We start from the raw sequence: 13,222 nt of genomic DNA, 5'->3' as shown, positions 1-13,222 counted from the left end.
CTTACCAGCCCACACCGAATCCGATGCTGTAACGGGTTTCGTCAAGATCGCTCTCTGCTCCGCTGACGATGTCTTTCTCAGCCTTCATATTGAGCGATGCCCAGTCGGTCACCTTGTAACGCAGCCCCATTTCAGCGTCTAACTGGTAGTCGGCGACGTTTTCCAGCGGCTTGCCAATCTCACCGTTGCTGAAAATTTCGAAGGTCTTGCCCACCAGATAACGGTTGTAATTCCACTTCATCGCCAACGAATAGAACTCTTCCGTGTTGCCACTGGCGAACTCGTAGTCGCTGCGGTTGGCCAGTGAAGCCAGCGAGAAGGCGCCCAGCTCGTTGTCCCAGAACTGGTAACCCGGACCGGTACCGATGGTGCGCTGGCGCCGTACGTCCTCGATCTTGTCACGCTTGTATTCCAGGCGACCTTGCCAGAACCAGTGCTCGTCGAGGAAGCGGTCCAGCGCATATTCGGCTTCCCAGTTATCGGTGGCCGTCACCCCGTCGCGGTACTCACGGTTGTAGCCGCCGGAACCGTTATGACGCCAGAGGCCATGGCGCGCCGAGGTCTTGAAGGAGATGTCGTAATCATCGGTATCGGTTTCGGCGCGCTTGTAGTCCAGCGCCATATCAACGTTGCCCTTCCAGGTCAGGTCCTGAATGATTGGCTTCGGATGGATAATCTGTGTGATCGACTTCAACGGGACCGTACGCGGAGCGCCGCCGTTGCTGAGCGTGACCATGCCATCACTGGCCGCCTGTAGTGATTTCGCAACCTCACCAGACGCAGCGTCTTCCTTGACCAGCAGCTGCTGGTTGCTTTCCAGTGTCGCAACCTGGCTCCATTTAACCGGAATGGAACCGCCGTACTCGGTTTCGATGAGCAGCTTGCCGCCATCGAGCACACTGATCTTGCCGGTCAGGCGATCACCGTTTTTCAGCCACACGGTATCGGCAAATGTCGGCAGCGAGCACGTAGAAAGGGTTACGCAAAGCAAGGTTCTTGAAAGCGGTCGGGAGAACATAGGTAAGTGGGTGTCTGTGGGGTAAATGAGAAAGGCAGGCATTATCCTTATGCGACCGAAGACGACAAGCGTTGGCCGCCAAACGGAGCCTCGAGCCGTGGCCAACCTCATCGCTAATGGAGCTCTTCCATGACAAGCCAGCCGGCTGATGCACCACACAGCGATCCCCGCACTGGAGATGCCGAAACTCGCCGCGCCGCATTGTATCTGGCGCTGGCTCAGATCCCCGAAGGCAAGGTCACCAGCTACGGAGAGCTTGCCGCCGTAGCGGGGCTTGGTCGCGCGGCGCGCTGGGTCGGTAGGGTCCTGTCGCAATTGCCGGACGATACGCGCCTGCCCTGGCACAGGGTGATGGCCGCAGGCGGTCGCCTGAGCCTGGCCTCCGGCACCGTCTCCGGTGAGGAGCAACGTGCCCGACTTCGCGCCGAAGGTGTGCAGGTGATCAACGACCGCGTCGACATACGTCGGCACGGCTGGCATTCGGCGGAGCACAGCGGGTAGAGTGCGCGCTTCATGTTCAGCCCTTGATCTGCCTTTATGTCCCGTGAAACCTGGCGCGCCGCGCTAGCCGCCTACGCCAGTCCGGCCTCGTTGACTCTGCTGATTCTTGGCTTCGCTGCCGGGCTTCCAGCGATCCTGGTTTTTTCCACGCTCTCTGTATGGCTGCGCGAGGCTGGCGTGTCTCGCGAGACCATCGGTTTTGCTAGCTGGATCAGCCTCGCGTATGCCTTCAAATGGGTCTGGTCGCCAATGCTAGACCAGTGGCGGCTGCCCTGGATTGGCGTACTGGGCCGGCGACGTTCATGGCTGGTACTGTCGCAGGCAGTGATTGCGATCGGCCTGATCGGCATGGCCATGTGCAACCCGCAGCAGAACCTGACGATGCTGATCGCACTTGCCGTGGCAGTGGCTTTCGCCTCGGCCACACAAGACATCGCCATCGATGCCTATCGGCTGGAAATCGCCGAGGACAAGTTGCAGGCCACGCTGGCGGCGAGCTACATGACCGGCTACCGCATCGCCATGCTGCTGGCCAGCGCCGGCGCACTGTTTCTGGCCGAATGGCTGGGCTCCAGCAACGTCGAATACAACCAGGCCGCCTGGGCCACGACCTATATCGCATTCGCCCTCCTGATCCTTCCAGGCCTCGTGACCAGCTTGTTGATCCCCGAGCCCCAAGGCGCCTCGCCCCTGCCACACGAGCCGTCCAGGTTCAGTTTCAATCATCAAATGGCAGCCGTCGGCCTGCTACTGGTACTGCTGATTTCCGTTCCGGCCATGATCAACGCACTGATTGCCCAGGCTTGGCCACGGGCAACGCTGTACCTGCTGTTCATCATCGGTTCGCTGTCACCCTGGGGGCGGTCGCTGATGGTTCCGGTGCGCCAGATGCTCCAGCAGGCCGGCCAACGCCAGCGCCCGGCACGCTTCGATTTCGTCCATCAGGCCGTTTCGGTGATTGTTCTGATCATCCTCATGGTATCGACCACGGGCATGTTCCAATCCTACTGGGGCGGCTACTGGCCACGCGGCACCATGTATCTGCTGATCTGTTGGGGCTGCCTCTCAGGACCGGGCCGGATTCTGATGGGCCCAGTGCTGACGCCCATCACCGACTTCATCCTGCGCTACCGCTGGCAGGCGCTGTTGTTGCTGGGGCTGATCGCCACCTATCGGATGTCGGACACGGTAATGGGGGTCATGGCCAACGTGTTCTATATCGACCAGGGCTTCAGCAAGGATCAGATCGCCAGCGTCAGCAAGCTTTTCGGTCTAATCATGACACTGCTAGGCGCTGCCTTTGGCGGCCTGCTGATCGTGCGATTCAGCATCCTGCCCATCCTGTTCATCGGTGGCGCTGCATCGGCGGCGACCAACCTGATGTTCATGTTGCTGGTGGAAATGGGCGCCAACCTCAATATGCTGATCGTCACCATCTCCTGCGACAACTTCAGCGGCGGACTGGCCTCGACCGCATTCGTTGCTTATCTTTCGAGCCTGACCAATCTGAAATTTTCCGCTACCCAGTACGCCCTACTCAGCTCATTGATGCTGTTGCTGCCCAGGCTGTTGGGCGGCTACTCCGGCGTGATGGTTGAGCATCTGGGTTACAGCAACTTCTTCCTTGTGACTGCGTTGCTTGGCATACCGACACTGGTCCTGATTGTCTGGCAGTGGACGCGTAGTCGCCAGCAACCCAGCAGCGCCGAACCGATTTCCTCGACCGAGCACAGCTAATAAAAAAGCCGGCATCAGCCGGCTTTTCTTTTCGCTTCTCGCGTCGCAGATCAGCGCTGTACCAGATGCACCGTGCGCTGCGGGAACGGAATACCGATCCCTGCGGCGTCGAAGCGCTCCTTGACCAACTCCGTGAAGCCGAAGGTCACTGGCCAGAAGTCACCGGTGGCGACCCATACCCGCAGCGACAGATTCACCGAACTGTCGGCCAGCCCGACCACATGAACCACCGGTTCAGGATCGCGCAGCACACGCTCGTCCTCGGCGATTTCCAGCAAGATCTTGCGAGCCAGCTTGATATCGGCGCTGTAATCGATACCAATATTGATGTCCGCGCGACGTCGCGGCTCGCGGGAATAGTTGGTGATATGGCCGTTCGAGAGGCTGCCGTTGGGCACCACGATGGTTTTGTTGTCAGCAGACTTGAGGACGGTGTGGAAGATCTGGATCGAATGCACAGTGCCGGACACGCCCTGAGCCTCAATCCATTCGCCAACCCGGATGGGGCGGAAGATCAGGATCAGCACGCCTCCGGCGAAGTTGCCCAGGCTGCCTTGCAAAGCCAGACCGATCGCCAGACCGGCTGCACCGATCACAGCGATGAACGATGTGGTCTCGACGCCGATCATCGACGCGACACTGATCAGCAGCAGTACCTTCAGAATGATGCTTGCCAGGCTTTCGATGAAGCCATGCAGCGAAGCGTCGACCTGGCGACGCTTCAACACCGCTCCCACTTTGCCGACGAGCTTGTTGATCAGCCACCAGCCGAGGAGAAAAGTGAAAAGCGCCAGGGTGACTTGCGCGCCGTATTGAATGACAACAGGCAACCAGGCCTCGGAAAGCTCGACCAGGTAATCGACACTGAAATCCATTGAAAAGGGTCTCCATGGGACACCGAGCGTCCCGGTTAGAGGCGCTCGGCTAATGCGGGAAGTGGCACGAAAACGCGCGCGGGCTGATCAGTCGCGGAAGTTGTTGAATTGCAGCGGCATTCCGAAGTCCTTGGCGCGCAGCAGAGCGATTGCTTCCTGCAGGTCGTCGCGCTTCTTGCCGGTCACACGCACCTGTTCGCCCTGAATAGCCGCCTGCACCTTGAGCTTGGCTTCCTTGATGTACGCGACGATCTTCTTTGCCAGCTCCTTGTCGATACCCTCGCGCAGCACCACTTCCTGCTTGACGGTCTTGCCGGACGGGTAGGGATCCTTCAGCTCCAGACACTGGATATCGATCTTGCGTTTGACCAGGCTCAACTTGAGGATTTCCAGCATCTGCTCCAATTGGAAATCCGCGTCGGCGGTCAGATTGATGGTCAGCTCCTTGAATTCGAAACTGCCTTTGCCACGCAGGTCATAGCGGCGGTCGAGTTCCTTGACAGCGTTATCTACCGCGTTGGTTACCTCGTGTTTGTCCAGTTCGGACACCACGTCGAACGAGGGCATGGGCTTCCTCCTTTGGAAACGGCGCAGGGGTGTGACCCAGCGCGCTTAGCTTGACGGTTCAAATGCGCCATCATTATAACTGTTCGCGCTGCTCTGGCCCCTCCATTCCCAGTGCCAGCCCTCTCCTTCTCCGAGTCCTTGAATGCCCAACCCCCAACTCAGCATCCTGGTAGTCGACGACGCCAAATTTTCCAGCGTCATGATAGGTCGCGCACTGACCAAGGCCGGGTACGAAGATATTCGTTTCGCCAACAGCGCCAGCGCGGCGCTGGAGCTGATCGAACAACGCCCCGCGAACGTTCTGCTCGCCGACTGGCTGATGCCGGAAATGGATGGTCTGGAGCTGACCGCCCAGGTCCGCCAGCAGGATGAGATGTCCGATCATTACACCTACATCATTCTCCTGACCGGCCGCGATGGCCAAGACGTGCTAAGCAAGGCCTTCGATCACGGCGTGGATGATTTCATCGGCAAATCGGTGATGAACGACCAGCTCGTGCCCAGGGTGTATGCCGCTGATCGACTGTGCGGCTCACTGCAGCGGCTGATGCGGGAAAATCGCCTGTTGACCGAAAACATCGCCAGCCTGGAGAAGCGAAACCTGATCGACCCGATCACCGGGCTTGGAAACAGCCGTTACCTCCATCAGCGCCTTGGCGACAGCCTGCGCCAGATCGAAAGCCGAGGCGGTGCGCTGTGTTATCTGCTGATCGGCTTGCCGGAGATCCCAAGCCAGCGGGAACGCTACGGTGAGCATTTTCATCAGGAACTGCTACGCGGTGTCGCTCGACGCCTTCAGCAGCTAGTACGTCCGCTCGACGTGCTCACCCGCCTGGACGATCGCCATTTCGGCGTGCTGACCTTGATCGACGACCTACGCGGCTGCTCACCAAGCAGTTTCAAGCGACTCCATGAAGGACTCAACCTCAAGGCGTTCAAGACCGCTGAAGGCTTCATCTCGATCAAAGCTGGTATCGCGATGCTCAGCCTTGATGCAACCGCGATGCCGGTTGATCCCAAGCGGGTGACCGCGCAGGCTGAAACGCTATTACCTGACGCATACGCCACGGGACGTATCGTGCCCCAGCGCTACAAGCAGCCCGTGTTATGACAGGGGTTTGGCATGTGCTCGGCGCAGGCAGTCTGGGCGGGCTATGGGCAACGCGATTGTTCCGTGCTGGCGTACCGCTGCATTTGATTCTGCGCAATCCACAACGGCTTGCCGAGTACCATGCTGCGGGAGGCCTTGAGCTAGTCGAGAACGGTACGAGCCGTTTCTATCCGATACCCGCGGAACTACCTGAGGCCACCACTCCGATAAAACGGCTGCTAGTCGCCTGCAAAGCCTATGATGCGGAAGCCGCTGTCGTCGAGGTAGCACCGCGACTTGCCAAGCATTCGGAGATCCTGCTCCTGCAAAACGGTTTGGGCAGCCAGCAAGCCATTGCGAAACGGTGGCCAGAGAGCCATTGCATCTTCATTTCCAGCACCGAAGGGGCCTACCGTCAGGCCGGCTTTCGAATCGTGCATGCCGGTCGGGGACAGAACTGGCTAGGTGACCTTGTCAACACCCAACCGCCGCCCTGGCTTGCCGAACTGAACCTGGCAGACATTCCATACAGCTGGGCCGAAGACATCATGGGTAAGCTCTGGCGCAAGCTGGCGATCAATTGCGCCATCAACCCCCTTAGCGTGCTGAATGATTGCCGCAACGGCGAGCTATTGAATCATTCAGAGAAGCTGCATGAGCTCTGTTGGGAGCTCAGCGAAGTGCTGCGGGCGTGCGCCCAGACAGAGGCAGCCGATGGGCTCGAAGCCGAAGTGCTGCGCATCATCCAGGCGACCGCGCAGAACTTCTCATCGATGCATCAGGACGTGCAAAGCCGGCGCCGGACTGAAGTCAGCTTTCTGCTGGGCCAGGCTTGTCGCGCCGCACATCAGCATGGTTTGGCGACACCCGAGCTGTGCGAATTACTTGATCGGCTCCAAGTGCTCCTGCGCCGTCACGGATTGCCCGACGACTGAGCCACCGCTACCCTGCAGGAACACCCTTCGCCCGTACCTGCCATGACCCTGCGCCAGCGCCTCGAAAATCTTCCGGTCGGCCGCAAGCTGCTTATTGCCCTGCTCGTGCTGTTGGCTACCTTGTTGCTGGTGTCCAACCTCACTTTCATCAGCGCGGCCTACTGGATTTCACGCCAGAGTGTCGCGCCCCAGGCAATGCATACGCTCGGAGCGCTGTTCGCCACACCCGAACTGAGTAGTCGGGCCCTGGAATCCAAAGCCGCAGCTGATGAGCTGCTAGGCAAGCTGAACGAATATGCGCCGCTGCGGGCGGCTGTTGTCTATGACCGCACCGGCCGCCGCCTGGCTGAGCTGTATCGTGGCGATCCGCTGGACTTGCCGCAACAGGTGGGCGACCTGCCGGATTGGCAGAAGACCGAGATGCGCGCCAATCTGTTGATCGAACTGCCACAGGCAGCAGGGCCACCTGGCCATTTATTGATGGTCGCCAGCAGCGAATTGCCGGGTGCGTTCTATACCGGCACCTTCACCGCCAGCCTCGCAATCCTCCTTGCCAGCCTGCTGCTATGGGCGTTGGTGGCCCGGCAGATCCGCCGTCTGATCACCCGCCCGATTCGCGACCTGGAAGCCCTGTCTCGCCAGGTGACGCGGGACGAGGACTATTCCCTGAGGGCAACACCGAAAAACAGGGACGAAATCGGTCATCTGGCCGATGCCTTCAACACCATGCTGTCGCGCATGGAGGCCCGCGAGCAGCAGCTCAAACGCGCCCGCGACGAAGCCCAGGAAGCCTTCGACCATGCCCAGGGCCTGGCTGAGGAAACCCGCCATTCCAACCGCAAACTGGAATTGGAAGTACAGGTTCGCAGCAAGATCGAAAAGAAACTCACCGGCTTCCAGAACTACCTGAACAGCATCATCGACTCGATGCCTTCAGTGCTCATTGCGCTGGACGAGCAACTCTACGTGACTCAGTGGAACCAGCAGGCCAGTGCGCTATCAGGAACGTCGATCGACGACGCCCTGAACCAACCGGTGTTCATTGCCTTCGAGCCGCTGCGCCCGTTCCTCACTCAGATCCGCCGGACATCCGAACATCATCAGGTCGAAAAGATTGAACGGGTCACCTGGGCATTCAACGACGAGCCTCGGCATTACGCCTTGACGCTGTATCCCTTGATGGGGGGTGGCGGGCGCGGCGTGGTGATTCGCATCGACGACATTACCGAGCGGATCAATATGGAAGAGATCATGGTGCAGTCGGAAAAAATGCTCTCGGTTGGCAGCCTCGCCGCCGGAATGGCGCACGAGATCAACAACCCGCTCGGAGCCATCCTGCACAACGCGCAGAATATCCGCCGACGCCTCTCCCCTGACCTGGAGCGCAATAGAGAAGCTGCAGACGAAACCGGTGTATTGCTGGAGGCGGTGAACCGGTATCTGCAACGGCGCGAAATACCCCAGCTGCTTGACGGCATTCAGCAGGCGGGCTCGCGTGCAGCCAAGATCGTCAGCCATATGCTCAGTTTCACCCGGCTCAGCAACCGCCAGCTGGCCGAATGTCAGCTGGCGGTGCTGATCGACCAGGCATTGGAAATCGCCGGAAATGACTTCGCGCTCATCGAAGGCTTTGATTTCCGAGCTATCAAAATTGTCCGCGATTTCGACCCGCAGATTGACCGGGTGCCCTGCATCGGTAACGAGTTGGAGCAGGTATTGCTGAATCTGCTGAAAAACGCGGCACAGGCCATTCACCAGAAACCCGAGAGAGTCCGCGGGCAGATCACTTTGCGCACACGCCTGAATCCCCCCTGGGCCGAAATCCAGGTCGAAGACAACGGCAGCGGCATTCCAGAACACATCCGCAAGAGGATCTTCGAGCCGTTTTTCACCACCAAAGAGGTGGGTCAGGGAACCGGGCTGGGGCTTTCCGTTTCGTACTTCATCGTCACCAACAATCACAAGGGTCAGATGGAAGTGCAATCCAGACCGGACCAGGGCACCTGCTTTACCCTGCGCCTGCCGCTGGTCTCGCCTAGCGACCCCACCAACAACTGAAGCAAAGGAATCCAGATGGGCAACCGACTCTCGAAAATCTATACCCGCACCGGTGATGCAGGAGAAACCGGCCTGGCCGATGGCCGCCGAGTGCCCAAGGATCACCCGCGAATCGAGGCGATGGGCGAAATCGACACCCTCAATAGCCAACTGGGCCTGCTGTTGGCGGAGCTCGCCGAAGCCCAGGCCCGCTGGCCACAACTGGCCGAGCTGATCGAGGTTTTAAGCCCATGCCAACATCGCCTCTTCGACCTGGGTGGCGAGCTGGCGATGCCCGAGTACCAAGCCTTGGCGGAGCCCGAGGTAGAGCGCCTGGAAGCTGCAATCGACCACTGGAATCAAGAGCTCGGCCCGCTGGAAGATTTCATCATGCCGGGTGGCTCACGCCTGATTGCCCTGGCCCATCTGTGCCGGAGCATGGCACGGACCAGCGAGCGCCGTTGCCAGCAGCTCAACGCGACTGAGCCGCTGCGCACAGTCGGTCTGGCTTATTTGAACCGTCTCTCGGATCTCTTTTTCGTGGTCGCCAGGCTGATTGCTCGGCGTCAGGGTTGCCCGGAAATCCTCTGGCATGCTGCCGACGCGCCTGCCCATGCCGATGCCTGAGCAAACGCGGCGGCGCGAGCGCGTCATCGACGGGATGCATGCGGCGTGGGAAGTCCTGATCGTCCTGCTGGTGTGCATCAACCTTGGATTGATCCTGTTCGATAGCCTGTTCATCGTGCTGCCGATCAACGACGCACTGGCCGAATGGGCTCCTGTCCTGCATCAACGCTACGACACGCTGATTCACCAGAACTTCCAGCACATCGACCTCGCCTTCGTCGCGATCTTCATCTTCGACGTGCTGTTGGGCTGGACCGTTGCGTTGTTCGAGCGCCGCTACGCCCGCTGGTATTACTACCCCTTCGCTCACTGGTATGACGTGCTCGGCTGCATTCCGTTGAGCGGCTTCCGTTGGTTGCGGGTGCTACGCGTTGGCAGTCTGCTGATCCGCCTGCAACGGCTGGGTCTGATCGACATGCGTCGCTGGGCGGTGTTTGGCCTGCTCAATCGCTACTACCTGCTGTTGCTCGAGGAACTGTCCGATCGCGTCATGGTTCGCCTGTTCAGCCGCATGCAACAGGAAATCGGTGCCAGTGACGACCTGTCACGGCGCCTGCTGCAGGAGGTGGTCAGGCCGCGCAAAGAGCGACTGCTCAATGACCTTTCACGCCGCATGCACAGCATGCTGGAGAGCGGTTACCGGGATAATCGCGGCGCCATCGAGGGTTATGTGGGCGGACTGATCCACCAGGCGCTGCTGAACAACCCCGAGGTGATCCGGTTGCGTCGCCTGCCCATGGGCGGACGGGTCGCCGACACCCTGGACGAAGCGCTCGCCGACATTGCCGCGCAACTCCTTCAAGGCGCTGCCGAAGGACTCCAGAGCCCGCAATTTCGACGACTTGCGCGAAACCTAGCGGACGAGTTTTTCGAGGCTTGGGTTTACCAGGACGAAAACACCGACCTGGCACTAGAAGAGCTGCTTGTGGACGTCATCGAGGTGCTCAAACAGCAGGTGCTGGATCGCCGCTGGAGCCGGTTCGTCGGCCCCATTCAGCCACCTTCGCCGCCAGGCTAGTTCCGGTTGGCGGCGGCAAGACCTTCCTGCTGATCGAGTCGAGCCCCGACCACCATCTCGGTCGCCCAATTGACAAGGATGTCGGTGTAGGCCTTCTGGCAGCAGTCGCTTGTCAGCGCATGATCAGCGCCGAGAATGATCCGGTGCGTCAGCGAGTGCGTCTGATGGAAGGCAGCGCGATAGCTCATGATGGTGCTGTGCGGGACCAGATGATCGTGCTCGGATTCGACGATGAGCACGTCGCCGCGAAATTCGGCGCACGCCGCCAGTGCGCGATTTTCTTCAGGCACGACACGTCTGCCGCGCAGCTGATTGAGCAGATCGCGATTCAACTGACGCTTGGGCACCATCCAGTCATCGTCGCCGTACAGCGCCGGAACCCTCATGGCCAGCCACTTCACCGGCCGCATAGCTGTCAGCAACGCCGCCAGGTAGCCGCCATAGCTGGTCCCTACCACAGCGATGGCGGACGGATCGATATGAGGATGCTGCGCCAGCAGATCGTAGGCGGCCAACAAGTCATTCAGATTCTGCTCACGGGTAACGGTCTGCTGTTGCGCCAGCGTCAAGGCATGCCCCCGCAGGTCGAAGGACAAGCAGATACAGCCCAGGCCCGCGATGCCGCGGGCACGCGCCAGGTCGCGCTCCTGGCTGCCTCCCCAACCATGCACGAACAGCACCCCGGGCAACTTGGTGGGCGGTGAGAGGAACGTACCCGCGATGTGTTCGTCATCAACCAGGATGTCTACGCATTCACTCTGAGTTGCCATAATCCTCCACCACTACGTATTTGGTAATGAAACCTACGTCAGCGTCTTCGTCGCGAAACAGTACGGTCGCTCCAGGCGGAACGGCTTGCGACTCACCATAGACTTCCACGGTTGATGCCCGTACTGCTCCGCGCTCGTCCTGGATGAATGTTTCAAGTGCAGCGATTTCAGCACCACTTGCGCCTCCGATTCGCCAGGACTGCTCCAGCACACCGGAACAGGCACGACCACGGCCATCCACTCCCTGGGCAATATCGTAATTACGACGGGACGCAAAGAAACCGCGGAAGCACGCCGACGCGGCATCGTCATAGACCTGCGCTTGCATTACGGCCAGCCGAGCCTTTTCCGGCAAATCGAGCTTCAGCAACGCCTCAAAATCTCCGCCCGAGACGACCAGATCCGATCCGCCGTAAACCGTCTCGCCAGAATTGTCAGGTGTCAGCCGCTGAGTGCCGTAGTAGCTGAGTGTTCTGCCCGCTACTCGAATCTGCCCAACGCTGAAGGTCGTTACATGCTCAAGATTGGCCTCGAGAACCAGCCCATACTGGGCCATCTCGTTTGCATCAACATGTTCCAAAGCATCATCCAACTGATGCTCGGTATTGATTCGTTCCTGCCCTCGCCCGCCAGTGGCACGCACCGGCTTGAGCCTCAAAGAACCTTCGTGCAGCAGCCGTCGTCCTGCTTCGCGAGCATCGTCGAGTGAAAAGACGCTATAGCCAGGCAGCACGCTGCCACTGACACGAGCCGCGAAGTCACGGGACCAGCCCCTCGGCGCATCCGCGTCGGGCCGCACAAGCGGATGCGTGATGGCCTTGGTTTCTATGAACCCCTGAGGCACTACGCCACCGAACAGATCTTCCTCATCATCAAGGCCCAGCTCACGAGCTGCATCTGTACCAATGATGGTGCCCGAGGGCACGAAGTACAGTAGGTGCGGATAATCAATGGCCGGGTCGTACTCACCGAGAAACGTCAGGCCTTTAAGTGCCGCAAGACGCTTGGCGAGATGCTCGTGCACGGCCTGTTCATGTTTGGGTTCTCTGGCTCTGTTGGCCAGAGTCACTACTGCCCCGCGGGGCATTTGCGGCGCATCCGCATTGATCATTTGAGGGCTCGCTCCATGGACTACTGGTACATGCACGGCGAGCGGTCAAAAGCCGCCCGTTTCGCTCGTTTTCACCCGAGCCAAAGCGGATCCGGTGTAATGAGGTAGACCCTGGATATCGGCTATCTATCCTTCGAATCGGTCGCAGACGCATGTCGAACGTCCACAGTCAGAACGAAAAAGGGGAGCAAACCTAAGCTTGCTCCCCTTTATTTTCTACCCCGACGCTCAGTCTTCGACTGAGCTGCGAATCAGGTGGTCGAAGGCACTCAGCGAGGCCTTGGCGCCCTCGCCAACGGCAATGACGATCTGCTTGTACGGCACCGTGGTGACGTCACCTGCCGCGAAGATGCCTGGCAGCGATGTCTCGCCACGCGCATCAACGATGATCTCGCCGCGGGAGGTCAGTTCTACCGTACCCTTCAGCCAATCGGAGTTGGGCAGCAGGCCGATCTGCACGAAGATACCTTCCAGCTCCAGCTCATGAAACTCGCTGGAGTTACGATCCTTGTAGGTCAGGCCAGTCACCTTCTGGCCATTGCCGATCACTTCGCTGGTCAGCGCACTGGTGACCACGGTGACGTTGGGCAGGCTGTGCAGCTTCTTCTGCAGCACGGCATCGGCACGCAGCTGGCTGTCGAACTCCAGCAGCGTGACCTGAGACACGATGCCCGCGAGGTCGATGGCCGCTTCCACACCAGAGTTGCCGCCACCGATCACCGCCACACGCTTGCCCTTGAACAGCGGGCCGTCACAGTGCGGGCAGTAGGCAACGCCACGTCCCCGGTATTCCTGCTCGCCGGGTACGTTCATTTCGCGCCAGCGAGCACCGGTCGCCAGGATCAGCGTCTTGGCTTTCAGCGAGCCACCATTCTCGAGTTTGATCTCGTGCAGACCACCTTCGCTGGAAGCGGGGATCAACTGCGCAGCACGCTG

General features: G+C 59.8%; 13 protein-coding genes. 7 read left to right on the top strand and 6 right to left on the bottom strand.

Going from position 1 to position 13,222, the window contains the following annotated elements:
- Position 1 precedes the first annotated feature (1 nt).
- Positions 2–1,018 carry a DUF481 domain-containing protein gene (locus AAGW23_RS20855; protein WP_342408176.1) on the bottom strand — a complete coding sequence of 339 codons (1,017 nt, stop codon included), beginning with the start codon at positions 1,016–1,018 and terminating at the stop codon, positions 2–4.
- A gap of 129 nt (positions 1,019–1,147) precedes the next feature.
- On the opposite strand from AAGW23_RS20855, the gene AAGW23_RS20850 reads away from it, so the two are divergent.
- Positions 1,148–1,519 (top strand): MGMT family protein, encoded by a 372-nt coding sequence (locus AAGW23_RS20850; RefSeq protein WP_342408175.1) that lies wholly within the window; start codon positions 1,148–1,150, stop codon positions 1,517–1,519.
- Positions 1,520–1,555: 36 nt separating this feature from the next.
- Positions 1,556–3,256, top strand: coding sequence for an AmpG family muropeptide MFS transporter (locus AAGW23_RS20845; protein ID WP_342408174.1), 1,701 nt, complete (start codon positions 1,556–1,558; stop codon positions 3,254–3,256).
- A 50-nt stretch (positions 3,257–3,306) separates the two neighbouring features.
- Here AAGW23_RS20845 and AAGW23_RS20840 read toward each other — a convergent pair whose 3' ends face one another.
- Both AAGW23_RS20840 and AAGW23_RS20835 read right to left on the bottom strand, forming a co-directional pair.
- Positions 3,307–4,131, bottom strand: a complete 825-nt coding sequence (locus AAGW23_RS20840; protein ID WP_342408173.1) for a mechanosensitive ion channel family protein — start codon at positions 4,129–4,131, stop codon at positions 3,307–3,309.
- Between the two features lie 87 nt (positions 4,132–4,218).
- Positions 4,219–4,698, bottom strand: a complete 480-nt coding sequence (locus AAGW23_RS20835; protein ID WP_073302618.1) for a YajQ family cyclic di-GMP-binding protein — start codon at positions 4,696–4,698, stop codon at positions 4,219–4,221.
- Positions 4,699–4,840: 142 nt separating this feature from the next.
- Between AAGW23_RS20835 and AAGW23_RS20830 the strand changes: the two genes are divergently transcribed.
- From AAGW23_RS20830 to AAGW23_RS20810, 5 genes are read left to right on the top strand one after another with little or no spacing between them, the layout of a single operon-like run.
- Entirely contained in the window at positions 4,841–5,809 is a 969-nt protein-coding gene (locus AAGW23_RS20830) for a response regulator (protein ID WP_342408172.1), read from the top strand.
- Entirely contained in the window at positions 5,806–6,723 is a 918-nt protein-coding gene (locus AAGW23_RS20825; protein WP_342408171.1) for a putative 2-dehydropantoate 2-reductase, read from the top strand. The genes AAGW23_RS20830 and AAGW23_RS20825 overlap by 4 nt, the downstream gene beginning before the upstream one ends.
- 42 nt (positions 6,724–6,765) lie before the next feature.
- The gene (locus AAGW23_RS20820) at positions 6,766–8,781 is read left to right on the top strand and encodes a sensor histidine kinase (RefSeq protein ID WP_342408170.1); all 2,016 of its coding nucleotides are present in this window, start codon (positions 6,766–6,768) and stop codon (positions 8,779–8,781) included.
- Between the two features lie 15 nt (positions 8,782–8,796).
- Entirely contained in the window at positions 8,797–9,387 is a 591-nt protein-coding gene (locus AAGW23_RS20815) for a cob(I)yrinic acid a,c-diamide adenosyltransferase (RefSeq protein ID WP_342408169.1), read from the top strand.
- Positions 9,380–10,405 (top strand): ion transporter, encoded by a 1,026-nt coding sequence (locus AAGW23_RS20810; RefSeq protein WP_342408201.1) that lies wholly within the window; start codon positions 9,380–9,382, stop codon positions 10,403–10,405. Before AAGW23_RS20815 ends, AAGW23_RS20810 begins: the two co-directional genes overlap by 8 nt.
- On the opposite strand, the gene AAGW23_RS20805 is transcribed toward AAGW23_RS20810, so the two are convergent.
- From AAGW23_RS20805 to AAGW23_RS20795, 3 genes are all read right to left on the bottom strand, one after another.
- Complete coding sequence (locus tag AAGW23_RS20805; protein WP_342408168.1) at positions 10,402–11,175, bottom strand: alpha/beta hydrolase family protein; 774 nt, start codon at positions 11,173–11,175, stop codon at positions 10,402–10,404. The genes AAGW23_RS20810 and AAGW23_RS20805 overlap by 4 nt on opposite strands.
- Positions 11,159–12,286, bottom strand: coding sequence for a DUF3182 family protein (locus AAGW23_RS20800; RefSeq protein ID WP_342408167.1), 1,128 nt, complete (start codon positions 12,284–12,286; stop codon positions 11,159–11,161). The genes AAGW23_RS20805 and AAGW23_RS20800 overlap by 17 nt, the downstream gene beginning before the upstream one ends.
- A gap of 228 nt (positions 12,287–12,514) precedes the next feature.
- A partial coding sequence (locus AAGW23_RS20795; RefSeq protein ID WP_342408166.1) for an FAD-dependent oxidoreductase occupies positions 12,515–13,222 on the bottom strand: 708 nt, incomplete at its 5' end.

Origin of the sequence: Stutzerimonas chloritidismutans, assembly GCF_038562055.1 — a bacterium.
Taxonomy (GTDB): Bacteria; Pseudomonadota; Gammaproteobacteria; order Pseudomonadales; family Pseudomonadaceae; genus Stutzerimonas; species Stutzerimonas chloritidismutans_A.
This window is presented reverse-complemented; position numbering and strand designations above follow the sequence as displayed.